At 72.8% G+C, this 26,787-nt stretch carries 20 protein-coding genes; 15 read left to right on the top strand and 5 right to left on the bottom strand.

The features are described 5' to 3' along the window. The first annotated feature begins 159 nt into the window (after positions 1 to 159). Complete coding sequence (locus tag Psi01_RS15530; protein WP_204064704.1) at positions 160 to 1,731, top strand: DUF6297 family protein; 1,572 nt, start codon at positions 160 to 162, stop codon at positions 1,729 to 1,731. Between the two features lie 82 nt (positions 1,732 to 1,813). Here the strand turns inward: Psi01_RS15530 and Psi01_RS15525 are convergent, their stop codons facing one another. Beyond that, entirely contained in the window at positions 1,814 to 2,860 is a 1,047-nt protein-coding gene (locus tag Psi01_RS15525; RefSeq protein ID WP_204064703.1) for a DUF695 domain-containing protein, read from the bottom strand. Positions 2,861 to 2,952: 92 nt separating this feature from the next. Here Psi01_RS15525 and mnmA point away from each other — a divergent pair, with 92 nt between their 5' ends. Then, positions 2,953 to 4,023: a tRNA 2-thiouridine(34) synthase MnmA gene (gene mnmA, locus Psi01_RS15520; protein ID WP_204064702.1), complete on the top strand. Its 1,071-nt coding sequence runs from the start codon at positions 2,953 to 2,955 to the stop codon at positions 4,021 to 4,023. A gap of 36 nt (positions 4,024 to 4,059) precedes the next feature. Here mnmA and Psi01_RS15515 read toward each other — a convergent pair whose 3' ends face one another. Then, positions 4,060 to 4,701 carry an MBL fold metallo-hydrolase gene (locus Psi01_RS15515; RefSeq protein WP_204064701.1) on the bottom strand — a complete coding sequence of 214 codons (642 nt, stop codon included), beginning with the start codon at positions 4,699 to 4,701 and terminating at the stop codon, positions 4,060 to 4,062. A 121-nt stretch (positions 4,702 to 4,822) separates the two neighbouring features. On the opposite strand from Psi01_RS15515, the gene Psi01_RS15510 reads away from it, so the two are divergent. From Psi01_RS15510 to Psi01_RS15465, 10 genes are all read left to right on the top strand, one after another. After that, positions 4,823 to 5,827, top strand: coding sequence for a methionine synthase (locus tag Psi01_RS15510; protein WP_204064700.1), 1,005 nt, complete (start codon positions 4,823 to 4,825; stop codon positions 5,825 to 5,827). Positions 5,828 to 5,941: 114 nt separating this feature from the next. After that, positions 5,942 to 6,364 (top strand): hypothetical protein, encoded by a 423-nt coding sequence (locus Psi01_RS15505; protein WP_204064699.1) that lies wholly within the window; start codon positions 5,942 to 5,944, stop codon positions 6,362 to 6,364. 113 nt (positions 6,365 to 6,477) lie between these two features. Further along, positions 6,478 to 8,664 carry an NAD-dependent DNA ligase LigA gene (ligA, locus tag Psi01_RS15500; RefSeq protein WP_204064698.1) on the top strand — a complete coding sequence of 729 codons (2,187 nt, stop codon included), beginning with the start codon at positions 6,478 to 6,480 and terminating at the stop codon, positions 8,662 to 8,664. Between the two features lie 330 nt (positions 8,665 to 8,994). Beyond that, positions 8,995 to 11,226 carry a putative bifunctional diguanylate cyclase/phosphodiesterase gene (locus Psi01_RS15495; RefSeq protein ID WP_204064697.1) on the top strand — a complete coding sequence of 744 codons (2,232 nt, stop codon included), beginning with the start codon at positions 8,995 to 8,997 and terminating at the stop codon, positions 11,224 to 11,226. A gap of 161 nt (positions 11,227 to 11,387) precedes the next feature. Beyond that, positions 11,388 to 11,687, top strand: coding sequence for an Asp-tRNA(Asn)/Glu-tRNA(Gln) amidotransferase subunit GatC (gene gatC, locus Psi01_RS15490; RefSeq protein WP_204064696.1), 300 nt, complete (start codon positions 11,388 to 11,390; stop codon positions 11,685 to 11,687). Then, positions 11,684 to 13,174, top strand: a complete 1,491-nt coding sequence (gene gatA, locus Psi01_RS15485; RefSeq protein WP_204064695.1) for an Asp-tRNA(Asn)/Glu-tRNA(Gln) amidotransferase subunit GatA — start codon at positions 11,684 to 11,686, stop codon at positions 13,172 to 13,174. Before gatC ends, gatA begins: the two co-directional genes overlap by 4 nt. A gap of 48 nt (positions 13,175 to 13,222) precedes the next feature. Next, on the top strand, positions 13,223 to 14,311 hold the full coding sequence (locus Psi01_RS15480; RefSeq protein WP_204064694.1) for an AAA family ATPase: 1,089 nt from the start codon (positions 13,223 to 13,225) through the stop codon (positions 14,309 to 14,311). After that, on the top strand, positions 14,308 to 14,871 hold the full coding sequence (locus Psi01_RS15475) for a hypothetical protein (RefSeq protein WP_204064693.1): 564 nt from the start codon (positions 14,308 to 14,310) through the stop codon (positions 14,869 to 14,871). Before Psi01_RS15480 ends, Psi01_RS15475 begins: the two co-directional genes overlap by 4 nt. A gap of 84 nt (positions 14,872 to 14,955) precedes the next feature. After that, on the top strand, positions 14,956 to 16,461 hold the full coding sequence (gene gatB / locus Psi01_RS15470; RefSeq protein WP_204064692.1) for an Asp-tRNA(Asn)/Glu-tRNA(Gln) amidotransferase subunit GatB: 1,506 nt from the start codon (positions 14,956 to 14,958) through the stop codon (positions 16,459 to 16,461). 1,008 nt (positions 16,462 to 17,469) lie between these two features. Further along, entirely contained in the window at positions 17,470 to 18,120 is a 651-nt protein-coding gene (locus Psi01_RS15465) for an MOSC domain-containing protein (protein ID WP_204064691.1), read from the top strand. Between the two features lie 102 nt (positions 18,121 to 18,222). Here Psi01_RS15465 and Psi01_RS15460 read toward each other — a convergent pair whose 3' ends face one another. From Psi01_RS15460 to Psi01_RS15450, 3 genes are all read right to left on the bottom strand, one after another. Then, a complete protein-coding gene (locus Psi01_RS15460) occupies positions 18,223 to 19,722 on the bottom strand; it encodes a tripartite tricarboxylate transporter permease (protein ID WP_204064690.1) in 1,500 nt (499 codons plus the stop codon). Then, entirely contained in the window at positions 19,723 to 20,280 is a 558-nt protein-coding gene (locus tag Psi01_RS15455) for a tripartite tricarboxylate transporter TctB family protein (RefSeq protein ID WP_239127703.1), read from the bottom strand. A 116-nt stretch (positions 20,281 to 20,396) separates the two neighbouring features. After that, the gene (locus Psi01_RS15450) at positions 20,397 to 21,368 is read right to left on the bottom strand and encodes a tripartite tricarboxylate transporter substrate binding protein (protein WP_204064688.1); all 972 of its coding nucleotides are present in this window, start codon (positions 21,366 to 21,368) and stop codon (positions 20,397 to 20,399) included. A 184-nt stretch (positions 21,369 to 21,552) separates the two neighbouring features. Here Psi01_RS15450 and Psi01_RS15445 point away from each other — a divergent pair, with 184 nt between their 5' ends. The 3 genes from Psi01_RS15445 (at position 21,553) to Psi01_RS15435 (ending at position 26,187) form a co-directional block, all read left to right on the top strand. Then, positions 21,553 to 23,175, top strand: a complete 1,623-nt coding sequence (locus Psi01_RS15445) for an ATP-binding protein (protein WP_204064687.1) — start codon at positions 21,553 to 21,555, stop codon at positions 23,173 to 23,175. Positions 23,176 to 23,254: 79 nt separating this feature from the next. Continuing rightward, on the top strand, positions 23,255 to 23,962 hold the full coding sequence (locus tag Psi01_RS15440) for a response regulator (RefSeq protein WP_204064790.1): 708 nt from the start codon (positions 23,255 to 23,257) through the stop codon (positions 23,960 to 23,962). A gap of 86 nt (positions 23,963 to 24,048) precedes the next feature. After that, on the top strand, positions 24,049 to 26,187 hold the full coding sequence (locus tag Psi01_RS15435; RefSeq protein ID WP_204064686.1) for a VanW family protein: 2,139 nt from the start codon (positions 24,049 to 24,051) through the stop codon (positions 26,185 to 26,187). The last annotated feature ends 600 nt before the right edge of the window (positions 26,188 to 26,787 follow it).

Raw genomic sequence — 26,787 nt, 5'->3', positions numbered from 1 at the left:
GGCCACGTGGGAGGCGCCGTGAGTCCGGGAGGAAGCCTTGTGCGGTCGTGGGGCTGGAATGCGTCGTGAGTCCGGGAGGAAGGCCTTGCGCGGTCGTGGGGCTGGAATGCGCCGTGAGCCCGGGTGGAGCGTCGTGAGGTCGTGCGGGAGGGAGAGGGCATGAGTTCGGCCGCGGAGATCAGGGGCTTCGTCCGGTCGAGGAGCCGGCGGCCGCGGAGCTGGACGGACCTCTACTCGACCGGTCTGGGGCTCGCGGTGGTCGCCGCGATGTTGTCCCAGCCCGCCTCTGCGCTCCTGGCCGCGATCGCCCGGCAGGCGGACCCGTCGCGGATGGGCGCGGGGGTCGCCCTGGTCATGCTGGCCGGTACGGGCTTCCTCGCCGCCGCCCGGGCGATCGGTCCCGTCACGCTGCCGCCCGCCGACGCGGCCTGGCTCCTGCTCTCACCCCTCGACCGGCGGGCCGTGCTGCGCGGGCCCTCGGGCGTCCTGCTCGCGATCTCCGCCGTGGCCGGGGCGGTGCTCGGCGTGGGTCTGCTCGCGGTCCTGGGCACCCCGGACCACACGGGCGTACGGCTGGCCGCGGCGATGCTCCTCGGCGTCGCGGCGGCCACGGGCGGCATGGCCGCGGCCGTGCTGGCGCAGGCCTCGCAGACCTGGAACACCTGGGCGGGCCCCGCGATCGCCGTGGCCGCGGCCCTGGCCGTGGCCGTCGCGCTGCTGGGATCCGGCGCCGGACGCCGCCTCCTGGCCGCGGCGGCCTCCGCTCCGCCGGCCGCCGGAGCGGTGCTCGCGGCGATGGCCGCCGCACTCGCCGGTCTGCTGGTACGGCGGGCCCGGAGGGTGCTGGACCGGATCCCGGCCGGGACCCTGCTGGACGCCTCCGTCGGGCGGGGTCACGCGGCCGGCGCCGCCGTCGCCGTGGAGCCCGGCTCCCTGACCTGGAGCGCGGAGGACGCGCACTGGCGGGGACGGACCCTGCGGTCCCGGCGGTGGCCCGCGCTGCCCGCCCCGATGGCGCCGGCCTGGCAGGACTGGCGGCGGCTGGGACGGCGTCCCGGGCGGCTCGCCGTACTGTTCGCGACCGCCGCGCTGCCCGCGCTCATAGCGCGGACCGGCGGGGGAGTCCTGGAGGGGATGACCGCGGCGGGAGTGAAGGGCGCCTCGGGGCTCGCCGGCACCCCCGGTCTCCTCGGCGTCTCGCTGACCGTCGGCCTCATGCTCGTCGGCGGGCTCGCCGCCGCGGCGGCGAGCACCTCGGGCGCGCGCAGGGACGGCGACAACCCGGCGCTGGCGCGGCTGCTCGCCGTCGGCCCCCGGCGGATCCTCGCCGCCCGGGCGCTGCTGCCGGGCCTGCTCGGCGGGGCCTGGCTGGTCGCGGTGCTGGCCGGGCTCACGGTGACCGGCGCCCTTCCCGCGGGCCCGTGGTGGCTGCTGGGGGCGGCGGCCGCTCCCGCGCTGGCCGCCGGAGCGCTGCGGATGGCGCGGCGGCGGCCCGTCGACCACGCGATGCCGGTCATCGATACACCGATGGGAGCGATGCCCACGGGCGTGCTCGTCTGGGCGCTGACGGGCGTCGACCTGGTGGTGCTCGGCTGTCTCCCGCTGGCGGCGGCGCTGCTGTTCCAGCCCGCCGCGCTCGGCGGGTTCCTGGCCGCCCAGGCGCTGTCCGGAGCGGCCGTCCTGTCGGTCTCCGTCCTGCGTGAGGGACGGCGTCGGCGAGACCCTCTCTGACCCCGCCTCTGACCTCGCCTCTGACCTCGCCTCTGACCTGGCCTCTGACCTGGCCTCCGAGCCGGTCCCCGGCCCGGCGGGGTCAGTTGAGGAAGGGGGCGACGGCGGTCCAGCCCGGGTCGCCGACGACGTCGACGCGGGGCCGGCCCTCCTCCCAGGTGATGATCAGCTCCTTGGCGTGGACGGCCGCGTCGCCCACCGGGTCGGCGTAGACGTGCAGCACCCGCTGGCCCTCGGCGCTCATGTGGGCGGCCAGCACGGCGGTGCCGTTCAGCCTGCTGATCCGGCCCGCCAGGCGCTCCTCGAAGTCGCGCAGCGCCTCCAGGGACGGCCCGGCGGGCAGGCCGTCGGCGTCGCGGTGCCGATAGGGCAGGGTGATCGCGATGTGCTGGTCGAACAGCGGATAGTCGACCGGGCGGAGCGGATAGCGCGCGGTGGCGATCAGGCGGGCGCCGGAGGCGGTCTCGCCCTCCAGCAGCGCCCACTGCTCCTCCTGGAAGCCGGAGGCGAGGTCGGCGACCACGCTGGGCAGGTGGACGGCGGGCACGGCGTCGATCGGTTCGAACTGGACGGCGGAGATGTCGCCGACCCAGCGGGCCACGTCGTCCTCACCGAGCAGCCAGTCGAGGGCCAGCAGCGCGGCCTCGGTCCGGGTCTCCTCGTCGAGGATGCTGAAGATCGGATGGTAGGCGACCACGTCGACGCGGGGGTTGCCGAGCGGGGCCCGCAGGCCCAGGACGAGCTTGTCCAGCGCGAACTCGTAGCCGCCGACGTCGAGGGTGAGGTCCATGGCGTGCGGGTTGGCCCGCCGGGACGGGTGGAACTCCCACAGCGCGTCGGCGGGCGGCGCGGCGGCGGCCCAGCGGTGCGCGGTGGGGCGCAGCTCGGGATCGCCGGCGGCGGTGACGATCAGGGCCTGGTCGGAACCGAGCCCCGGGGTGATCTCCCAGACCAGGGAGGGGTGGACGACCTGGACCGCGGGACCGATCCACTCGGCCAGCCGTTCGGCCTCTCCCGCGGCGACCATCGCGTCCAGCTCCGGCCTGGCCTCGGCCCACCACGCCCAGAACTCGCCGATGCCGTCGGCGGGCTCCGCGCCGGACTCGTTCTTGCGCCCGAACAGTCGCATGGTTCCGGATTCTCCCAGTACGGCGAGACCACTGCCAACCGGTGGGTGCGGCACGGCGGCATGTCCCCCGGCGCGGGTACCCTCGAAGGGTTATGAGTCTTCGTGTGCTTGCCGCCATGTCCGGGGGCGTCGATTCCGCCGTGGCCGCCGCCCGCATCGCCGAGGCGGGCCATGACGTCACGGGCGTGCACCTGGCGCTGTCCGCCAACCCGCAGTCCTATCGGACCGGCGCCCGCGGGTGCTGCACGATCGAGGACTCCAGGGACGCCCGCCGGGCCGCCGACGTGATCGGCATCCCGTTCTACGTCTGGGACATGGCCGAACGCTTCCACCGCGACGTGGTCGAGGACTTCGTCAGCGAGTACGCTGCGGGGCGCACCCCCAACCCCTGCCTGCGCTGCAACGAGAAGATCAAGTTCGAGGCGGTGCTCGACCGGGCGCTCGCGCTCGGCTTCGACGCCGTGGCCACCGGCCACCACGCCCGGATCGTCGACGGCGTGCTGCACCGCAGCCCGGACGCGGCCAAGGACCAGTCCTACGTGCTCGGCGTGCTCACCCGCGAGCAGCTCGGGCACGCGATCTTCCCGCTCGGCGACTCGACCAAGGCCGAGGTCCGCCAGGAGGCGGCGCGGCGCGGGCTCATGGTGGCCGACAAGCCCGACAGCCACGACATCTGCTTCATCGCCGACGGCGACACCCGCGGCTTCCTGGCCGAGCGCCTCGGCACGGCCGAGGGCCCGATCGTCGACGAGTCCGGCGAGGTCGTCGGCAGCCACGAGGGCGCGTACGGCTTCACCGTCGGCCAGCGCAAAGGCCTGCGCATCGACCGCCCGGCCCCCGACGGCCGGCCGCGCTACGTGCTGTCCATCGAGCCGGTCTCCAACACGGTCACGGTCGGCCCGCGCTCGTCCCTGGAGGTCACGGCCATCGTGGCGCGGCGGCCCGTCTGGAACGGCCCGGTGGACGCCCCGCGCGAGCCCCTGGCCTGCACGGTCCAGCTCCGCGCGCACGGCGAGGTGTACGGCTGCCGCGCCCAGATGTCCGGCGACGACCTGCACATCACGCTCGACGGCCCGGCCACCGGCGTGGCGGCGGGCCAGGCCGCGGTGCTCTATCTCGGCGACACCGTGATCGGCTCCGCCACCATCGCCTCCGCGGCCTGACCGCGCCTCCCCGCGTCCGGCGACGCACGGGACGGGTCAGGAGAGGTCGACGGACTCGCCGGGCGTCAGACGGCGGAACTCGGCCTTCTGCGTCTCGGCCTCCTTCTCCAGCCAGCCGTCGACCAGGCCCAGGCCGATCTCGTTGAGCAGGCCGTCGTGGGTGGAGAAGGCCCGGCCCGGCCGGACCTCGCGCAGATAGGCGATCGTCTCCGGAAGCTTCAGCCACGGCGCGTTGGTCGGCACCAGCAGCGTGGGCACCTCGACGCCCGGCGGGGTGAACGCGTCACCCGGGTAGAAGACCTCCTCCTCGACGAGGAAACCGACGTTCTGCACGATCGGCAGATCGGGGTAGGTCGGGGCGTGCCACTCACCGATGACCTTCACCCCGAAGCCCGCCGTGTCGAAGGCGTCGCCCTGCCGTACCACCTGGACCTTCGCCGGGACGTCGGTCAGCTTGGCGGCCACCGCCTCGCAGGTCCAGATCTCCAGCGACGGGTTCGCCCCGGCGGCCCGGCGCAGCCGGTCGGCGTCCGCGTGGTCGAAGTGCTCATGGGTGATGAGCACCGCCCGGACGCCATCGAGGGCCGCCTCGTCGCTGAAGCCTCCCGGGTCGATGACGAGGACCGAACCGTCCTTCTCCAGGCGGACGCAGGCGTGCTCGAACTTCGTGAGTCTCATCCCCTCACCCTAAGTCGCGGGGGTGTCCCGATCCGAGTGCCCACCGGATCGCCGGGCGGTTCCCGGCGGCGGGCCGGTACGCGGCGCGAGGCCGTGATCGACGGGCTCTAAGCTGGCCGTTGTGAATACGTTCCCGTGGGGTGAGGCGACCGCCACCGGTGTCGGGTCGCATCCGGGGGAGGACCACGCCGAGGCGGTCAGGGTCGTCTTCGGCGAGCTCCCCGCACTGCCGTACCTGCCGGAGCTGCCCGGCCGCGGCGTCGGCGCGGACATGGTGGGCAGGGCCGCCTCGCTCCTGGTCGAGCTGCCGGTGGAGGTGCAGCCGTCGGGCTGGCGGTTCACCGACCGGCCGGGGCGGGACGCCAAGCGCGCCCGCGACCACCTGGTGCGCGACCTCGACGGGCTGGAGGAGGCCGCGCAGGGATACCGGGGGCCGTTCAAGACGCAGGTGTGCGGGCCGCTGACGCTGGCCGGGACCGTCGAGCTGCGCCACGGCGACAAGGCGCTGGCCGACGCGGGAGCCGTACGGGACCTGGTGGAGTCCTTCGCCGAGGGGCTCGCCGGGCACGTCGCCGACCTGCGCAGGCGGGTGCCGGGCGCCACGGAGATCGTGGTCCAGCTCGACGAGCCGGGCCTGCCCGCCGTCCTGGCGGGCACGGTGCCGACGGCCTCCGGCTTCGGGCGGCTGCCCGCCGTGGAGGCCCCGGTGGCCGTCGAGTGGCTCCGGTCGGCGCTGCCCGGCGACGGCTTCCCGATCGTGCACTGCTGCGCTCCGGGCGTGCCCTTCGAGGTGATCCGCAGGGCGGGGGTCAAGGGGGTCTCGCTGGACGCCTCGCTGCTGCGCCGCCGTGACGAGGACGTGATCGGCGAGTGCGTCGAGGCGGGCATGGCGTTCTTCCTCGGCGTCGTGCGCGGGGTCGACGCCCCGCTGCCGGACGTCGGCGTGATCGCCGGGCCCGCCGTCGAGCTCTGGCGCCGGCTGGGCTTTCCCGCCTCGACCCTGGCCTCGCAGGTCGTGCTCACCCCCGCCTGCGGGCTGGCCGGGGCCTCGCCCGCGTATGCCAGGGCCGCGCTGACCGCCTGCCGCAAGGCGGCGCTGGTGCTCAGGGAGGACCCGGGCGAGTGAGGCCGCCGGGGCGCGCGGTGGCCAGTGGTTCCACGGAGTTTCAAGTGACGTGCAAGTATGTCCCCGTATCCATGGACATGTAGGAAATCGCACCACATGTTCTTGGAGTTCTTCATGCGTACCGGCCTCCGCGTCCTGCTCGGCCTGACCGCCGCCGCGGCCCTCACCGTCGGCGGTTCCACGGCGGCCTCGGCCGACGCGGCCGCCACCGGCTGGAAGTGGGGCCCGATCCACTCCACCGACGGCCACGCCACCGCCAAGGGGAAGGTCGTCGTCACCCAGAGCGCCTTCCAGATCCGCGGCAGCCTGTCCGACACCCGGGGCAAGGGCTGCTCCTGGGTGCTGCTGCGCTGGCAGAGCTCCGGCAACGGCAAGTGGAGCTCGGCGGGCTACTGGAACTGCACCCCCGGCACGGGGACGTTCCGCAAGAACGTGGCCCACCCCCTGCAGATCAAGGCGAAGGTCTGCCGCGGCAACTCCAGCCGGCCGACCGGCTGGTGCACCTCCTGGAAGACGATCTACACCCAGGGCGGCTGACCTCCCCTCCGTGAGGGAGGCGCGGGCCCCGTCCGTCCGTCGCCGGACCCGGCCGAATGTCGGTGTCCGGCGATAGATTCTCCCTGGTGCACGACGAGGGGAGAGGCTGGACGATGGGTGCTGAGGCAGAGGCCGGGGGCGTTCCGGTGGCCGCGCTGGAGCGGCACGCGGAGCTGAGCGAGCTGGTCGAAGAGGCCAACTGGCGTTACCACGTGCTCGACGCGCCGACCGTCAGCGACGCCCAGTACGACGCCTGGATGCGCGAGCTGTGGGCGCTGGAGGACGAGCACCCGAGCCTGCGCACCCCCGACTCGCCGACGCAGAAGGTCGGGGCGCCGATCTCCAGCGAGTTCGCGCCGGTCGCGCACCTGCGGCGGATGGAGAGCCTCGACAACGCCTTCAACGCCGACGACCTGGCCTCCTGGCAGGCGCGGGCGGAGCGGCTGGCCGAGCGCGACCCGGCCCCCTACCTGTGCGAGCTGAAGATCGACGGCCTGGCGATCGCGCTGGTCTACGAGAAGGGCCGGCTGGTCAGGGGCGTCACCCGGGGCGACGGCCGCATCGGCGACGACGTGACGGCCAACGTGCGCACGGTCACGAACATCCCGCACCGGCTGACCGGTGACGACGTGCCCGACCTGGTCGAGGTCAGGGGCGAGATCTACATCCCGGTCGACGACTTCAAGAAGCTCAACGAGCAGCTCGTCGCGGCGGGCAGGCCCGCCTTCGCCAATCCGCGCAACTCGGCGGCGGGCTCCCTGCGGCAGAAGGACCCGCGGATCACCGCGCAGCGCCCGCTGCGGATGATCGTCCACGGGGTCGGCGCCTGGGAGGGCGCGGACCTGCCGCGCGCCCAGTCGGCGATCTACGACCGGCTGCGGGAGCTCGGCCTGCCGGTCAGCGACCTCTACAGGGTCGTCGACGACCTCGACGGCATCAACGCCTTCATCGAGTACTACCGCGAGCACCGCCACGACCCGGCCTACGAGATCGACGGCGTCGTGGTGAAGGTCGACGGCATCGACCTGCAGCGCAACCTGGGCTCCACCAGCCGGGCGCCGCGCTGGGCGATCGCCTACAAGTACCCGCCGGAGGAGGTCAACACCAAGCTCCTGGACATCCAGGTGGGCGTCGGCCGGACCGGCCGGGTCACGCCGTACGGCGTCATGGAGCCGATCGTGGTGGCGGGCTCCACGGTCGAGCGCGCCACGCTGCACAACGCCTCCGAGGTCGCGCGCAAGGGCGTGCTGATCGGCGACACCGTGGTGCTGCGCAAGGCGGGCGACGTGATCCCGGAGATCGTCAAGCCGGTCGAGGAGCTGCGCGACGGCACCGAGCGCGCGTTCGTGATGCCGACGCACTGCCCCGAGTGCGGCACCGAGCTGGCCTACGAGAAGGAGGGCGACGCCGACCTGCGCTGCCCCAACACCAGGGCGTGCCCCGCCCAGCTCCGTGAGCGGATCTTCTTCGCCGCCGGCCGCCGGGCCTTCGACATCGAGGGCCTGGGCTACGTGGCGGCCACCGCGCTGACCCAGCCGCTGCCCCCGCACGAGCCGCCGGTGCGCACCGAGGCCGACCTGTTCGACCTGACGATCGAGCGGCTGCTGCCGATCGAGTCGGTCGTCCGCGACCCCGACACCGGCCTGCCCAAGACCGACCCGGAGACCGGCGAGCCCAGGGTCGTGACCTTCTTCGCCAACAAGGACGGCAGCCCCAGCAAGAACGCCGAGAAGATGCTGGAGCAGCTGGAGCTGGCCAAGGACCGGGACGTGTGGCGGGTGCTGGTGGCCCTGTCCATCCGGCACATCGGCCCGCCCACCGCCCAGGCCATCGCCGCGGAGTTCCGCTCCGTCGACGCGATCGCGCAGGCCACCGAGGAGGAGCTCGCCGCCGTCGAGGGCGTCGGCCCCCGGGTGGCCGCCGCGATCCGCGAGTGGTTCGAGGTCGACTGGCACAAGGAGATCGTCGCCCGCTGGAAGGCGGCCGGGGTCCGGATGGAGGACGAACCCCCGGCCGACCAGCTCCCCCAGACCCTGGCCGGGCTCACCTTCGTGGTCACCGGCACGCTGGCGGGCTTCACCCGCGACGAGGCCGGGGAGGCCCTGGCGGCCAGGGGCGGCAAGGTGTCCGGCTCGGTGTCGAAGAAGACCTCCTTCGTGATCGTGGGCGAGAACGCCGGCTCCAAGTTCGACAAGGCCGTGAAGCTGGGCGTGCCGATCCTCGACGAGAACGGCCTGTCCGTGCTGCTCGCGGAGGGCCCCGAGGCCGCGGCGGCGGTGGCGGTCGAGCCGGAGGCCTGACCGGCCCGCCCCGCGTCATGATCACCCGGCCGGGGCCGTACGGAGACCGCCGGCCGGGAGATCCGGGGTGTCCAACGGGTTGGAGTCCGGTGTGCGCGATATGTGTGGGTAGGGGCATGTCCCGGCTGGTTCGGCCGGGTGGGGAGTGTGCGACGCGCCGGGATGGAGGTCCCGTACGGCATGCACTGTGATGTCTCTTATTCACGCGCTTATCAGGTGATTCAGAGGTGTGTCACAAGATGGACAGTGACGGAACGTGCCCAACCGGTTTCGCGAAGTGGTCCGTAGGCCGTACTCTCCCATAGTGAACTAATGGGGGTTTTGTTACTCATGGCTGACCCAACCGATACCCGCGACATCGGACCGCGCCCGGGTTCTCCCCTGTGGACCTACCTGACGGCCGTCACGGTCCTGGGGTTCGCCGCCTTCGCGGCCGCCCAGTGGTGGACCAGCGCCGAGGAACTGGCGTGCCTGGTGGACTCGCCGCTGTTCTGGACGCTCGCCGTCCTGGTCGTGCTCGGCGAGCTCCGGCCGGTCGTGCTCAGCTCGTCGACGTCGGTGGGCGGCACCCACCCCTCGACGATGTTCACCTTCGCCGCGCTCCTGCACTACGGCCTGCCGATCGCCCTGCTGATGCAGACGGTCGGCATCGTGGTCAGCGGGGCCGCCGGCCGCAAGGCCTGGCACCGGGTCGTGTTCAACGTCGCGCAGGTGACGCTGGCCTACACGGCCGCGGGCCTGGTGCTCGGGGCGTTCGGGCACCGGCCGGCCCGGATCGTCAGCGCGGCGCCCGCCCGGGCCGACGCCTGGGGGCCGGGCGGGATGGACCTGCTGGCGATCGGGGTGGCCGGGCTCGCCTACTTCGCGGTCCGGGCGCTGCTGGTCTCCGGGGCGGTCGCGCTGCACGAGCGGCGCTCGATCCACCGGGTGCTCCGGACCACGGTCGGCCACCAGAGCCTCGTCTACGCGGGGCTGCTCGGCCTGGCCCCGCTGGTCGTGGTGGTCATGAACCACTCCCCGGCGCTGGTCCCGCTGTTCCTGGCCCCCCTCGCCGCCGTGTACTTCACCGCCACCATGTCGATGCGCCGCGACCACCAGGCGATGCACGACGGGCTCACCGGGCTGCCCAACCGCAAGATGCTCGTGCTGCGCACGGAGGAGGCGCTCGCCGAGGCCAGGACGCGCGAGGGCGCGCGGGTCGGTCTGCTCCTGCTGGACCTCGACCGCTTCAAGGAGGTCAACGACACCCTCGGGCACCCGGTGGGGGACCGGCTGCTGCAGATGGTGGCGCACCGGCTCACCCACAGCGTGCGGCCGGGCGACGTGGTCGCCCGGCTCGGCGGTGACGAGTTCGCGGTGCTGCTGCCCTCGGTCAGGGACGCCGCCGCCGCCAGGGAGGTCGCCGCCCGGCTCCGGGTGGCGCTCACCGAGCCGGCCCGGCTGGAGGGCATGACCTTCGATCTGGACGCCTCGGTCGGCATCGCGCTCTACCCCGACCACGCGCCCGACTTCGAGCTGCTGATGCAGCGCTCCGACGTGGCGATGTACCTCGCGAAGGAGGGCAAGACCGGCGTCGAGCTCTACCTCGCCGACAAGGACCGCAACAGCCCGGAGCGGCTCAGCCTCCTGGGCGACCTGCGCCGGGCCCTCGACCGCTCCGAGCTGAGGCTGTACTACCAGCCGAAGCTCGACCTGGCCGCGGGAGAGATCCGGGGCGTGGAGGCGCTGCTGCGCTGGCGCCACCCGGTGCGCGGGCTGATCAGCCCGGCCGACTTCATCCCGCTGGCCGAGCAGTCCTACCTGATGCGCCAGCTCACCGAGTACGTCATCGACGCGGCGCTGGAACAGGCCGCGCACTGGTGGCACACCGGCGTGCACGAGCAGATCTCCGTCAACGTCTCGGCCCGCGACCTGCTCGACTCCGCGCTCCCCGAGCGGCTGGAGGCCGGGCTGGCGCGCTACAGGCTGCCCCCGAAGGCGATCCAGCTGGAGGTCACCGAGCGCATCCTGATGACCGACCAGGCCTACACCGCCGACGCCGTACGGGCGCTGGCCCAGCTCGGCGTGCCGCTGGCCCTGGACGACTTCGGCACCGGCTACTCGTCGCTGGTCCGCCTGCAGCGCCTGCCGGTCTCCGAGGTGAAGATCGACGCCTCGTTCGTGCGCAGGATCTGCGACTCCCCCGACGACGAGCGCATCGTGCGCTCCATCGTCGACCTGGTCCGCTCGCTGGGCCTGCGCTCGGTCGCCGAGGGCGTCGAGTCGGCCGACGTGGCCGCGCGCCTGGCCGAGATGGGCTGCGACCTCGGCCAGGGCTGGTGGTTCGCCGAGCCGATGTCGGCCCTGGACGCCACCTCCTGGCTGCGCCGCAACCGGGGGCAGTACCACGATCCGGTCAAGCCCGTCCCCGACACGCCCGCCGCCGACGCGCTCGACCCGGACGCGCTCGACGCCGAGGTGCTCGGCGCCAAGGTGCCCGACGGCACCCCCGAGGAGATCTCCGGCGACCTGGTCGCGAGCGCCTACGAGACCGCCAGGGCCGTACTCGGCGGCCAGACCTGACCGGCGGACGCGCGCGGGGGAGGCCCGCCGCCGGCCTCCCGTCACCGGCCGCCGCCGCGGCCGGTCCGGTGTTACAGCGTGTTAATACGTCAGGCCTGCTGGACCGCGCACCCTAGGATGACAGTGTCCAATTGCCATTCACGAAACGGGTTCAACGACTCATGTCCGCCATAACCCGCGACGAGGTCGCTCACCTCGCCCGGCTGTCCAGGCTGGCCCTGTCCGACGAGGAGCTCGACCACTTCGCCGCCCAGCTCGATGTGATCATCGGTGCGGTCGCCCGCGTCGCCGAGGTGGCGGCCGACGACATCCCGCCGACTTCGCACGCGCTCCCGCTCGCCAACGTCTACCGTCCCGACGAGGCCCGGCCCGGCCTGACGCCCGAGCGGGCGCTGTCCGGCGCCCCGGCCGTCGAGGACGACCGCTTCCGCGTCCCGCGGATCCTCGGGGAGGAAGCATGAGCCTGATCCACAAGACGGCCGCCGAGCTCGGCGCGCTGGTGGCGAGCGGTGAGGTCTCCGCGGTCGAGGTCGCCCAGGCCCATCTCGACCGGATCGACGCCGTCGAACCCAAGGTCAACGCCTTCCTGCACGTCGACGCCGAGACGACCCTCGCCCAGGCGCGCCGGGTCGACGAGCGCCGCGCCGCGGGGGAGGATCTCGGCCCGCTGGCCGGCGTGCCGATCGCGCACAAGGACGTCTTCACCACCACGGACATGCCGACCACGGCCGGTTCCAAGATCCTTGAGGGCTGGCGGCCGCCGTACGACGCGACCGTGACCAGCCGTCTGCGCGAGGCCGGGCTGGTGATCCTCGGCAAGACGAACCTGGACGAGTTCGCGATGGGCTCCTCCACCGAGAACTCCGCCTACGGCGTCACCCGCAACCCGTGGGACCTGTCGCGGATCCCCGGCGGATCCTCCGGTGGCTCGTCCGCGGCGGTCGCGGCCTACCAGGCCCCGCTGTCCACCGGCACCGACACCGGCGGCTCGATCCGCCAGCCCGCCGCGGTCACCGGCATCGTGGGCATGAAGCCGACCTACGGCGGCTCCTCCCGCTACGGCCTGATCGCCTTCGCCAGCTCCCTGGACACGCCCGGCCCCTTCGCCAGGAACGTGCTGGACGCGGCGCTGCTGCACGAGGCGTTCTCCGGTCACGACGTCATGGACTCCACCTCCATCGACGCGCCGGTGCCGAGCGTGGTCGAGGCGGCACGCCAGGGTGACGTGGCGGGGCTGCGCGTCGGCGTGGTCAAGGAGTTCGACGGCGAGGGCTACCAGCCGGGCGTGCTCGCCCGCTTCCACGAGACCGTGGAGCTGCTGGAGTCGCTGGGCGCCAAGGTCATCGAGGTCTCCTGCCCGTCGTTCACCACGGCGCTGCCGGCCTACTACCTGATCGCCCCGTCGGAGTGCTCGTCCAACCTGGCCCGCTTCGACGCGATGCGGTACGGCCTGCGCGTCGGCGACGACGGCACCCGCTCGGCCGAGGAGGTCATGGCGCTGACCCGGGCCGCCGGCTTCGGGCCCGAGGTCAAGCGGCGCATCATCCTGGGCACCTACGCGCTGTCCAGCGGTTACTACGACGCCTACTACGGCCAGGCGCAGAAGGTCCGCACGCTGATCGCCCGCGACTTCGAGGCGGCCTTCGGGCAGGTGGACGTGCTGGTCTCGCCGACCACGCCGACCACCGCGTTCCCGATCGGCGAGCGCGCCGACGACCCCATGGCGATGTACCTCGCCGACCTGTGCACGATCCCGACCAACCTCGCGGGCAACGCGGCCATCTCGGTGCCGTGCGGCCTGGCCGACGAGGACGGTCTCCCGGTCGGCCTGCAGATCATGGCCCCGGTCCTCGCCGACGACCGCTGCTACCGGGTCGGCGCCGCCGTCGAGCGCGCCCTGAACGACCGCTGGGGCGGGAGCCTGCTGTCCAGGGCGCCGGAGCTGTAGGACCGAAGGCGCTCATAGGACAGTGGGACGGAGAGGAAGAACGGCGGCGTGATCACTCGGATCGAGATCGACGGGTTCAAGTCATTCTTGGACTTCGAACTCGACGTGCCGCCGTTCCTCGCGCTGGTCGGGCCCAACGCCAGCGGCAAGTCGAACCTGTTCGACGCCCTCGGGTTCGTCGCGGACGAGGTCGGCGGCCCCGGCGGGCTGCTCGGCGTGCGCAGGGGATCCCCGCACGAACAGTTCCACCGGGTCACCGAGGGTCCGGCCGTCCCCGGGTTCACCGTCGCGGTGGAGGCGCTGGTCGCCCCGGAGCCCGGCGCGCTGCTGCCGGTGCGCTTCGACACGGGCGCGGAGATGGTGCTGCGGATCCCGCGTTCCAGCGGGGCGGTCGTCAGCCACGTGGCCCGGCGCCTGCCCGAGGAACTGCTGGAGCTCATGGTCGCCGATCCCGACCCGGAGGGCACGCCGCGCCGCACGGTCGCGGCCTGGCGCAGATACGCCCCGGAGCCGCACGCCATGCGCGGGCGGTGCTCCCCGGCCGACCGCGGTCCGCTGGCCGCCGACGGCGGGAACCTCGCCGCGGTGCTCGGGCGGATGGCGGGTACGGCGGCGCTGGCCGACCTCACGGCCGACCTCGCCGCGCTGGTCCCCGACGTGGCCGCGACGGTGCCCCGCCTGGAGCGGGGTCAGTGGTCCTTCGACCTGATGCTGGACGGGCAGGGGCCGGTCCCGGCCGCGCTGCTGTCGGACGGGACCCTGCGGGTCCTGGGACTCCTGGCGGCCCTGCACGACCCGGACCACCCGGTCACGCTGCTGGTGGAGGAGGTCGAGAACGGCGTGCACCCCGGCCGCCTGGGCGAGCTGCTGCGCCGGGTCCGGCGGCGGGTCACCGAGCCGGGCGGGGCGGAGCCGTACAGGCAGGTCATCCTGACCAGCCACTCGCCGGTGGTGGTGGCCGAGCTCTACCGGACCGCCCCGGAGGCCCTGACCTTCCTGGACGCCGTGGTGCGGGTCGATCCCGGCAACGAGCGGGTCTCCCGGGTGACGGTGGCCAAGCCCGTCCAGCCGGACGGCGAGCCGGGCACGTTCGTCTCGCCCCGGCAGGTCCGCCGGTACCTCGGCGCGGCGGCATGAACCGCCCGCTGGTCCCCGGCCTGGTCACGGGGACGGAGGGGGACGGCTTCCTGGCCGCGCTGATCCCCCGGCAGCTGCGCGGGCTGCTGCGGGAGTCGCCGTACGTGGTGGACGTGGAGACCACGCGGACCGTCCCGTGCGAGCGCGACCAGACGGTCGCGGCGCTGGAGGAGCTCGCGGCCGACTGCCATCTGATCTTCGCGCACGACCGGGGCCGGGAGCGCGGCAGACCGGACGGCGTCCGCTACCACTCGCACTATCTGGTGCCGGTGGTTGCCCTGGGCGACACCGAGGCCTGGCCGCTGGCCGATCCCGGGGTGTGGGAGCGGCTGGAGGGCGGCGACCTGGCGGGGCTGCCCGCCAGGCCCGCCGACGTCGAGCGGATCGTCTATCCCCGGGACGTCATGGCGGCGGCCGCTCCGCGCAGGGGCCGGCCGGTCGGCGACTACTTCGACTACATCGGACGAAACATCGACCTCGATGTCCTGGCCCAGGTCCCCGCGTACGCGGAGTGGGTCGCGGAGACGAGGAACGCATTGAAGGGACTTGGTTACCTGTGAGCGGGAGAGAACCCGACGCAATGAGCGAAGCGGCGCGCGAGGCACGAGCGCTCCGCGCAGCGAACGAGGAGCGGTGAACGACAAATGAGCACAGACACGCTCATGCCGTACGACGAGGCGCTGGAGCGCTTCGAGCCGGTGCTGGGCCTGGAGACGCACATCGAGCTGGGCACGGCCTCGAAGATGTTCTGCGGCTGTCCGACCGCCTTCGGGGCGCCGCCGAACACTCAGGTCTGCCCGGTCTGCCTGGCGCTGCCCGGCTCGCTGCCGGTGGCCAACGCCACCGCGATCGAGTCCACCATCCGCATCGGCCTGGCGCTGAACTGCTCCATCGCCGAGTGGTGCCGCTTCGCCCGGAAGAACTACTTCTATCCGGACATGCCGAAGAACTACCAGATCAGCCAGTACGACGAGCCGCTCTGCTTCGACGGCTACCTCGACGTCGAGGTGAACGGCGAGATCGTCAGGGTCGAGATCGAGCGGGTGCACCTGGAGGAGGACACCGGCAAGTCCACCCACGTGGGCGGCTCCACCGGCCGCATCCACGGCGCCGACTACTCCATCGTCGACTACAACCGCGCGGGCATCCCGCTGGTGGAGATCGTCACCAAGCCCATCGCGGGCACCGACCGGCTCGCCCCCGAGGTGGCCCGTGCCTACGCCACCGAGCTGCGCGAGGTCATGCGCGCCCTGGGCGTCTCCGACGTGCGCATGGAGGAGGGCTCCATGCGGTGCGACGTCAACGTCTCCCTCATGCCGCGCGGCTCCTCCGAGTGGGGCACCCGCACCGAGACCAAGAACGTCAACTCGCTGCGCAGCGTCGAGCGGGCGGTCCGCAGCGAGATCGAGCGGCAGGCCGGCATCCTGGCCGAGGGCGGCCGGATCATCCAGGAGACCCGCCACTTCCACGAGGACACCGGCACCACCACCTCGGGCCGGTCCAAGGAGGAGGCGCAGGACTACCGCTACTTCCCCGAGCCCGACCTGGTGCCGATCGCCCCGGACCGCGCGTGGGTGACCGAGCTGAAGGCGGCCCTGCCCGAGCTGCCGCGGGTCAAGCGCAAGCGGCTCCAGCAGGAGTGGGGCGTGTCCGACCTGGACATGGAGGCCATGCACAACGCCGACGCCATCGACCTGGTCGAGGCGACGGTGTCGGCCGGCGCGCCGCCCGCCGACGCCCGCAAGTGGTGGATGGGCGAGCTGGCCCGCCGGGCCAACGAGGCCGGGGTCCCGCTGAGCGCCCTGGCCATCACCCCCGACCAGATCGCGCGGGTGTGCGCGATGGTCGCCGGGGGCGCGCTCAACGACAAGCTGGCCCGCCAGGTGCTGGAGGGCGTGCTGAACGGCGAGGGCTCCCCGGACGAGGTGGTCGCCGCCCGCGGTCTGCAGATCGTCAACGACGAGGGCGAGCTGTCGGCGATCATCGATCAGGTGCTGGCCGACAACGCCGACGCGGCCGACAAGGTCCGCAACGGCAAGATCGCCGCGGTCGGCGCCCTGGTCGGCGGCGTCATGAAGGCCAGCCGCGGCAAGGCCGACGCCGGCCGGGCCCGCGAGCTGATCCTGGACAAGCTCGGCGTCTCGGAGTAACCGGCGGGGACCGCGTCCCCGGAGACGAGGCGCAGGTCCCGCCGGGTCACCCGGCAGGGCCGGACCGGGTTCTTCGGGTGCACTCTCCAGAACGACGCGCAGGTCCCGCCGGATCATCCGGCGGGACCTGTGTCGATTCCCGGCCTGTTCCGTCCACGCCGAGCGCGCGACGGAGACGCGTCCGGGTCACCGGCGCCGATGGAAAGGCGGGACGGGGTCCTCAACGGGAGAAGGTGATCTCCACGCGCCGGTTCTTCGCGCGGCCCTCCGGGCTGTCGACGGCCCGGCCGTACTCGTCGGTCCCGGTGTCGGCCGCCACCGGGACGGCGGCGCCGTGGCCCCGTCCGTGGTCACCAGATGTTTCCTGGCGTTCTCGGTGTCCACGAGATAGAGGCCGTCCACCGTGGGCGTGTCGGAGGGCACGGCGGAGAACGCGCCCCCACCTCCCACCCGCCGGCGCGGTCGTGCTGCAGGACGGTCGCCGCGAAGTCGACCGTGATCAGCTTCTCCTGCCGCTGGACGGCGTAGAGGTCGATGCGGACCTTGTACCAGTTGTTCCCGGTGATCTCCCTGCTGCCGATGACCTGCTCGGCCGGGAGGGCCGGGGGAGGAAGCCCGGACGGGCTGGCAGCCCGCCGTCGGCAGTGCCGCCCCGACCAGAACCGAGATCTTCTTCGTGGCGACCTTCGTGGCGACCTTCATGGCGACCTTCATGGCGACATGAGGCTAATGCGATGTCGCCCGGTAGACGTCAACCCGAGGCTGAAGATCGTTCTCCGATTTCCGCGGTACGGCCCCGGCGAGGGTCAACCCCCCGCGGCATCTCCCGTGGGACCGGTGAGAACCGCCGACCAGGTCCTCGAATTGACGGTTAGTCCTGCTCATGGGGGTTTCCCGGCATTTCCAACTACCGGGAATGCATGTTCCCGCAAGTGACGATCACCTCGCCGGGGCGGTGGGACGGCCGGGAAATGAGTCGCTCGGACGCGGGGCCGTACGGTCGTGCGTGTGAAGCTGCTCTCGGTCAACATCGGCAGGCCCCGCCCCAACCCCTGGAAGAACCTCGGCGCGACGGGCATCGACAAGCGCCCCGCCGAGGGCCCGGTCGCCGTCCGCGAGCCCGGCCCCAAGGGCACCGGCGCGGTCGGCCTGGTGGGTGACCGCGTCTACGACATCAAGCACCACGGCGGAACGGACCAGGCCGTCTACGCCTACGCCCGGGAGGACCTCGACATCTGGGAGGGCGAGCTGGGCAGGCCGCTGCCGAACGGCTCCTTCGGGGAGAACCTCACGACCGCGGGCATCGACGTCAACGCCGCCCTGATCGGCGAGCGCTGGCGCGTCGGGCCCGACGTGGTCCTGGAGGTGTCGTGCCCCCGGATCCCCTGCGGGACGTTCCAGGGCTGGCTGGAGGAGGAGGGATGGATCAAGCGCTTCACGCGGGCCGCCCGGCCGGGCCCGTACCTGCGCGTTGTCGAGCCGGGCGACATCCGCGCCGGCGACCCCGTCGAGGTCGTGCACCGGCCTGATCACGACGTGACCGTCGCGCTGGCCTTCCGTGCGATGACCGCCGAACCGGAGCTGCTGCCGCGGCTGCTGGTCGCCGACGCGCTGCCGGAGGATGACCTGGAGCTGATCCGCAGGCGTGTGGGCGCGTGACGGGCGCCGGGCGCCGTTCCGGCAGGACGCCACGGCGGCCCGGCGCCCGTCACGCGCCCGTGCGGGAGGGCCGCCCGCGGGGATCGCGGTCGGCCGGCGGGATCACTCGTTGCGGGTACGGCCCGCCAGCGCCTTCCTGGCGAACGGGATGAACAGCACCAGGAACGCCACCGCCAGGATGGCCGCCGCGATCGGGCTGCGCACCAGGACCGTGGCGTCGCCCGCGCCGATGGCCAGCGCCCGGCGCAGCTGGATCTCCGCCATCGGGCCCAGGATCATGCCGATCACCGCGGGCGCGATCGGCAGGCCGAAGCGGCGCATCGCGAAGCCGAGCAGGCCCAGGACGTACAGCACGACCAGGTCGATCCACGAGGCGTTCAGCGCGTAGACGCCCAGTGCGGCGAACAGCACGATCCCGGCGTAGAGGTAGGGCCGGGGGACGTGCAGCACCTTGGCCCAGAGCGGGGCCAGCGGCAGGTTGAGCACCAGCAGCATGGCGTTGCCCAGGAACAGCGAGGCGATCATGCCCCACACCAGCGCCGGGTTGTGGTCGAACAGCTGGGGACCGGGCTGCAGGCCGTACTGCTGGAAGGCCGCCAGCAGGATCGCGGCCGTCGCCGAGGTGGGCAGCCCCAGGGTGAGCAGCGGGACGAGCGTGCCCGCGGCCGAGGCGTTGTTGGCGGCCTCGGGGCCCGCCACGCCCTCGATCGCGCCCGTGCCGTACTCCTCGCGGGCGACTCCCCGGGCCAGGCGCTTCTCCACCGAGTAGGACAGGAACGTGGGGATCTCCGCCCCGCCGCCGGGCAGCGCGCCGAACGGGAAGCCCAGCGCGGTGCCGCGCAGCCACGGCCGCCAGGACCGCGACCAGTCGGAACGGCCCAGGAAGGCCCGGCCGACCGGGATCACCTCTGGTTCGCCGTGCCGCAGCCGGGAGGCGACGTACAGCGCCTCGCCCATCGCGAACAGCCCGACCGCCACGACCACCACCTCGATGCCGCCGAGCAGTTGGGGGACGCCCAGGGTCAGCCGGGCCTGCCCGGTCTGCTCGTCGATGCCGATCAGGCCGATGACCAGGCCGAAGCCCAGCGAGGCCAGGCCGCGCACCACCGAACGGGACAGCACCGACGAGACCGCGGTGAAGGCCAGTACGGCCAGCGCGAAGTAGTCCTCCGGGCCGAAGGAGATCGCGAAGTCCACGACCAGGGGCGCCGCCACCACCAGCAGGGCGGTGGCGATCGTGCCCGCCACGAACGACCCGATCGCCGCGGTGGCCAGCGCCTGGGCGGCCCGGCCGCGCCGGGCCATCTTGTTGCCCTCCAGCGCCGTGATCATCGAGGAGCTCTCGCCGGGCGTGTTGAGCAGGATCGAGGTCGTGGACCCGCCGTACATGCCGCCGTAGTAAATCCCGGCGAACATGATGAACGCGCTGGCCGGCGGGACGCTGAAGGTGACCGGGAGCAGCAGGGCCACCGTCATCGCCGGGCCGATGCCGGGCAGCACGCCCACGATCGTGCCGAGGGTGACCCCGGCCAGCGCGTAGAGCAGGTTGACCGGGGTGAGCGCGGTGGCGAACCCGTCGAGCAGCAGCTGCAGCGACTCCACCTAGATCACCCCCGACAGCAGCCCGGCCGGCAGCGTCACGCCCAGGCCCTTGACGAAGGCCAGGTAGGACGCGGTCGACAGGATGATCGCGACGGCGCCGGCGCGCAGCCGGTGCGCGGCCCCGAGCGTCACCGACAGGCCGAAGAACAGCAGCGCGCCCGCGATGATCCAGCCGAGCAGGTCGACCAGCCCCGCGAAGGCGAGGAAGATCACGCTGACCAGCGCCACCGCCTTCCAGTCGGCCGGGGCGGAGGCGTCGACGTCCTCGGCCTCCTCCGGATCGCCGTGCCCGCCCCGCAGCACGTCGAGCACGTAGAACACGCCGATCAGCGACATCGCCGAGCCGACGAGGACCGGGAAGAACCGGGGGCCGAGCCCGAGCGCGGAACCGGCGGCGGTGACGTCCGCGGTGCCGACGATCACGAACACGCCCAGCCCCAGCACCGTCAGGGCCAGCACCAGCTCCGGCCGCCGCCACCCCCACCCGGAGGAGCCCCCTCCGGAGGCGCCGGCCGTGCGCGCCGGCGCTCCGGACGGGTCCGCGGCGGAGTCCCGCACAGGCGCTCCGGACGGGTCCGCGGCGGTGTCCCGCATCGGGGACGCGGACGGATCCGGTACGGCGGACCCGTTCTCCGGCTCCGGGGAGGACCGTGGTGCCTCGTGAGACGACGACATCAGGAGACGAGCCCCATCTCCGCGATGATGCCCTTGACCTTGGCCTGCTCGGCCACCAGGAAGTCCGCGAACGGCTGGCCGGTCTGGAAGACGTCGGTCCAGCCGTTCTTGGCCACCGCGTCCTTCCACGCCTGCGAGTCGTGCATCTCGGTGACCGCGTCGGTCAGGGCCTTCTTCGCCTCTTCGTCCAGCCCGGCGGGGGCGACGAACCCGCGCCAGTTGGCCAGCTCCACGTCCAGGCCGCCCTCCTTCAGCGTGGGCGCGTCCACCGAGGCCAGCCGCGCCGGGGACGACACGCCCAGGGCGCGCAGCTTGCCGGACTTCACGTGCTCGGCGAACTCGCCGACACCCGAGATGCCCAGGGCGACCTTGTTGCCCAGCAGCGCGTTCAGCGCCTCGCCGCCGCCGGAGTGCGCGACGTAGTTGACCTGCTTGGGGTCGATCCCGGCGGCCTTGGCCATCAGGCCCGCCACGATGTGGTCGGTGCCGCCGGCCGAGCCGCCCGCGATGGCGATCTTCGCCGGGTCGGCCTTCCACGCCGCCGTCAGGTCGGCCAGCGTCTTGTACGGCGACTCCGCCGGGACCACGACGAGCTCGTACTCCTCGGTCAGCTTCGCGATGGGCGTGGTGTCGGTCAGGGTGACCTGCGACTTGTTCTGCTCGATCGCGCCCACCATGACCAGTCCCATGGTCATCAGCAGGTTGCCGTTGCCCTTCTCGCCGGCGAGCTGGGCCAGGCCGATGGTGCCGCCCGCGCCGGGGACGTTGTAGACCTCGACCTTCCGGGACGGGTCGACGGACTTGAAGGCCTGCTCCGCCGTACGGGAGGTCTGGTCCCAGCCGCCGCCGGGAGCGGCCGGAGCCATGATCTTCAGCGCGCTGGCGCCGGTGCCGGACTCCGAGCCCGAGCCACAGGCGGTGAGGGCGGCGAGTGACAGGACCGCCAGAGCGGCGAGTCTGCGGAGGCGCATGGGTCATCTCCCAACAGCGAGTGGAAAAGCGTGGTGAGGATGCTGGGCGCCACGGGCCGCGATGTCGATCCTTTGCGTGCTTGCCGTCGTATCGGTCGTATTGGTCACGCTCCCGGCCGGTCGCCGCGACTGCACCGTTACCTCCGTATGTTCTGATGAGCTCTCCGACCAGGGAGTTCCAGTCATGCGGCGCATCCTCAACGCCTCCCTCGGCACCCAGCTGTTCGTCCTGCAGCTGGTGGTCGTATTCCTCTCGGCGGGCGGTACGGCGGGCGTCTGGGCCGAGCACACCCGCGACCGGCTCGACCTGCAGCACCAGCAGCGGGCCCTGGCCATCGCCGAGTCGGTGGCCGGGCTGCCCCAGGTGCGCGAGGCGTTCACGCATCCCCGGCCGGAACTGGCCCTGCAGCCGATCGCGGCCGGTGTGCAGGCCGCCACCGGCGCCGACTACGTGGTGATCGCCAACCGGGACCAGATCCGCTACGCCCACCCCAACCCGGCGCTGATCGGCAAGCGGCTGTCCACCGACGGCTCGGAGGTGCTGTCCACCGGCCGTACCTGGACCGGCATCCAGACCGGCACGCTCGGCCGCTCGGTGCGCGGCAAGGCGCCGATCCTCGACTCCTCGGGCGCCGTCATCGGCCTGGCCTCGGTCGGCGTCCTGGAGGAGAACGTCGCCGGCCAGCTCGGCGCCGCCCTGCCGCCGCTGATGTGGACCGTGCTGGCGGTGTTCTTCGCCGGGTCCGCGGGGGCCGCGCTCATCGCCCAGCGGGTCCGGCGGCAGACCTTCGGTCTCGAACCCCGTGAGATCGCCGCCCTGCTGGAACAGCGCGAGGGCGTGCTGCACGGCGTCAAGGAGGGCGTGCTCGCCCTCGACCTGCAGGGCAGGGTGACGCTGCTCAACGACGCGGCCAGGGAACTGCTGGGCCTGTCCGCCCACGACGTCGGCCGGGGCATCGCGGAGATGCCGCTGTCGGACCGGATGCGGGACGTGCTGACCGGCCACGATCCGGGCGACGACAAGGTCGTCCTGCACCGTGACCGGGTCCTGGTGCTCAACCGCATGCCGGTGGCGGTCCGCGGCCGGCGCAGCGGCTGGGTGGTCACCCTGCGGGACCGGACCGAGCTGGTACGGCTGGCCCGCGAGCTCGACCAGGCCGGCAGCACGACCGACGCGCTACGCGCCCAGGCGCACGAGTTCGCCAACCGCATGCACACCGTGGTCGGCCTGCTGGAGCTCGGCGAGTACGACACGGCGGTCAGCTACATCACGCAGACCACCGAGGCCTACGGCCACCACTCGGCCGGCATCCGGGAGAAGGTCGCCGACCCGACCCTGGCCGCGCTGCTGCTGGCCAAGTCCGCCGAGGCGGCCGAGCGGGGCGTGTCCCTGGTGCTCACCGACGACTGCCGGGTGGAGGAGGACGGGCTCGACGACCCGCACGACGCCGTGCTGGTCGTCGGCAACCTGGTGGCCAACGCCCTGGACGCCCTGGACGGCGCCGGGGGCACGGTGGAGGTCTCCGTCCGCACCGAGAGGGACGGCCTGCGCATCCGGGTGGGCGACTCCGGGCCGGGGGTCAGCCCGGCCCTGGCCGACGAGGTGTTCCGTGAGGGCTTCACCACCAAGGCCGCCCGCTCCGGCCCCCGCGGCCTCGGTCTGGCCCTGACCCGTCAGGCCTGCCTGCGCCGCGGCGGCTGGGTGCGCGTGCACAACGCGGGCGGCGCGGTGTTCACCGCCCTGCTGCCCCGGCGTGAGGATGTCCGTGAGAGCGTTCCGGCACTGAGAGGCGGAGCGGATGAGTGACGAGGCCGAAAACCGGCAATCGGACGACGAGGCCGCGGGCTCCAGGCCTGGCGACGACGCCGGGCACCGGCACCCCGCCATGCCCGAGCCGCGGCGCACGTCGTCGGCGTCGGCGCCGATCAAGGTGCTCGTGGTGGACGACGACTTCATGGTGGCCAGGATCCACAGCGGCTACGTGGCGCGGGTGCCCGGCTTCACGGTGGTCGACGCGGTGCACACCGGGGCCGCGGCGGTGGCGGCGGTGGCGCAGCACCGGCCCGACCTGGTGCTGCTCGACATCTACCTGCCCGACATGTCGGGGCTCGACGTGCTCAGGACGCTGCGGGGGGTGTCCCACCCCGCCGACGTGCTGGTCATCACGGCCGCCCGCGACGTGACCACGGTACGGGCGGCCATGCGCGGCGGCGCGGTGAACTACCTGATCAAGCCGTTCACGGCCGGGGCGCTCACCGACCGCCTGGAGCAGTACGCCGGTGTCCGCAGGCAGCTGGCCGCCCTCGGCCCCGAGGCCTGCCAGGACGAGGTGGACCGGCTGTTCGGCGTACCCGGCGGCGGCCCGCCGCCGCTGCCCAAGGGACTGTCGGCCACGACCTGCTCCCTGGTGGCGGACGCGCTCAGGGAGGCCGACACCGACCTGTCGGCGGCCGAAGTCGCGATGCTCACCGGACTGTCGCGGGTCAGCGCCCGGCGTTACCTGGAGTACCTGTGCGCCACCGGCCAGACGGAGCTGCGGCCGAGGTACGGCACCGCCGGCCGCCCGGAGCACCGATACCGGTGGACAGGCTGATTTGTTACCGCATTCAGGACGTCATTTAGCTGTTGTGGTTTAGGGTTGCCGGGGAGGAATTCGTGCAACAGGAGGAGACGGGGGACGTGCGGAACGCCGGAAGGTCCATCGACCCGCCGACGGATCCGTTCGCCGCGGTTCCCCTGCCCTCACGCCCGATCCGGCCCGGCGCCGCCGCGGGGTCCCGCAACCCGCAGGCCCCCTCCGGCGGTCCGTCGAACGGCGGCTCGGGACTGCCCCCGGGCGTCTCTCCCGACATCTTCGGCTCTCCCGCCTTCGACCGCCCCGCGGGCCCTCCTCCCGGCGGACCGGGTGCCCCGGGCGCTCCGGGAGTCCTGGGTGCCCCGGGTGGCCAGGCAGGTCCCGCCGGTCCCCCCGCGGGAGGGGGACTGCCCCCCGCCCCGATCCAGCGCCAGCCCTGGCGCATGCCCGCGCCGCCTCCCGAGCCCTCCCTCCCGCCGCGGCCGTCGCGGGGCGACGACCCGGGCCCGGCGTTCGACGGCAACGGCGCCGGTCCGCGACCCGGAACCCCGGCGCCCCAGGAGCGGCCCCGCCGCCGGGGTCGCAAGATCACGCTCGCTCTCGTGCTCCTCCTGGTGCTGGCCGGCCTCGCCTACGGGGTGCCCGCGATCGCGATGTCCGGCAAGATCCTTCCCGGTACGCAGGTCCGGGGCGTCGACATCGGCGGCCTGACGGCGACCGAGGCGGCCGACCGGCTCAGGGAGCAGCTGGCCGACGAGGCGAGCAAGCCGATGACCCTGGAGGCCGTGGGCAAGCGATACACGCTCGACCCCGCGCAGGCCGGTCTCGAACTCGACGTCGTGGCCACCATCGACCAGGCTCCCAGTGACTTCCCCTCTCCCGGCGAGGTCTGGCGGGCCCTGACCGGCACCGTCGAGTTGCCCCCGAAGGTCTCCGCCGACCCCGAGAAGCTCGACGAGAGCGTCGGGGAACTGGCCGGCAAGATCGACCAGAAGGTGGTCGAGGGCGCGGTGTCCTTCGAGGGCACCAAGCCGGCGAGCGTCAAGCCCCGTGACGGCCGCGAGCTGGAGCGGGAGGCCGCGGCCGCCGCCATCCAGAAGGCCTACCTCGGCTCCGGCGGCACCGTCGAGCTGCCCGTCACGGTCACCAAGCCGAAGGTCACCGCCGAGGTGGTCGCCAAGACCGCCGCCTCGGCGCGCAAGGCCCTGTCCGGTCCGATCACCTTGACCGTCGACGGCAAGCAGACCCAGCTGACGGTCGACACGATCGCCGCCCACCTGTCCTTCAAGCCCGACGACTCCGGCGGCATGCGCCCGGTGTTCGACGCCAAGAGCGCCCTCGCCGGCGTCGAGAAGGACCTCGTCGACCCGGCCGAGGCTCCTCGTGAGCCGACCTTCGAGATCGTGGGCAACAAGCCCAAGCTCGTCCCCGGCCGCCGCGGCCAGGGCGTCGACGACGACAAACTCGCCGACGCCGTGGCCGACCTGGTCACCGAGGGCGGCAGCCGTACGATCCAGGTCTCCCTCACGACCGTGAAACCGCGGACCTCCCTGACCGAGATGCGCAAGCTCGGCATCAAGGAGAAGATCAGCGAGTTCACGACGATGTACCCCTGCTGCGTGCCCAGGGCGACCAACATCCAGACGATCGCCAAGCTCCTGGACGGCCACCTGGTCAAGCCCGGCGAGACCTTCTCGCTCAACGGCGTGGTCGGCCAGCGCGACAGGGCCCGCGGCTTCGTCGAGGCTCCCATGATCCAGGGCGGCCGGCTGGTCCCCTCGGTCGGCGGCGGCATCTCCCAGTTCGTCACGACGATGTACAACGCCGTGTTCTTCGGCGGCCTCGAGGACGTCCAGCACATGGCGCACGAGTTCTACATCTCGCGCTACCCCGCCGGCCGGGAGTCCACGGTCTCCTGGCCGCAGCCGGACTTCCGCTGGAAGAACGACTCCAAGTACGGCGTGCTGGTGAAGTCCTCCGCGACGAGCACCTCGGTCACGGTCGCGTTCTGGAGCACCAAGCGCTACGACATCGAGTCGGTCTCCTCCGAGCGCTACAACGTCACCCAGTTCGAGAGCAAGACCGACAGCGGCCCCGACTGCATCCCCATGACCGGCCAGCCCGGCTTCACGATCGACGTGACCCGGATCTTCAAGCAGGACGGCAAGGAGGTCAAGCGGGAGAAGAAGACGACCGTCTACAAGCCCGAACTCGACCTCAAGTGCGTGTCGGCCGACGAGTAGGTTTGCGCCGGGTACGGCGGGTGGTTGGCGCCGGGTACGGCGCGGATGCCGAGCAAGGCACCGGCGCCGGTACGGCGGGGCGGGGAGCGGTGGTGGTCGGCGCCTTTTGTACGGCGCGTGGGCCGGGGTGGCGGGGATGTGGCCGGGTGTTTCACCACCGGGGTGGGGGTGGGTGGGGCGCTGGGCGGGCGGGTGTTGCGGCCGGCCGTCTCAGCGGGGCTCTGGTGCGTTCAGGCCTTCGGCCTGCCCGGGCGCGTGGGGTGCGGTCCTTTTCCTGCGCCGGTCTGCACACTCGCCCGCTCCGCGCCTGTCTCTGCCGTGCCGTACTCATGACCCGCCGTAGTGGCGGACCTTTCCCGGGCGCCCAGTGTTCCGTGGGTGGCTGAAGCAATCGGTGGCGGGGCCGTTCAGGGCGGGCCGCCGTTGCCTTGCGGCCATACCGGCGGGAAGGAGCGCAGGGTCGGCGTCCGAATGTTTCGCGATTCCATACCTGTGACCAGCTCGATTCCGTACGGCGAGAATTCGGTTCGATGATTTCGTGACGCAACTGCGGAAACCGTACGCGGACCAAGTCGGGCCGTCGCTGACGTCCGGTGGCGG

The sequence above is a fragment of the Paraplanobispora siamensis genome, from assembly GCF_016863175.1.
Classification (GTDB): Bacteria; Actinomycetota; Actinomycetes; order Streptosporangiales; family Streptosporangiaceae; genus Planobispora; species Planobispora siamensis.
Note: the sequence above shows the minus strand (reverse complement) of the source record. Positions and strands in the feature narration are given on the sequence as shown.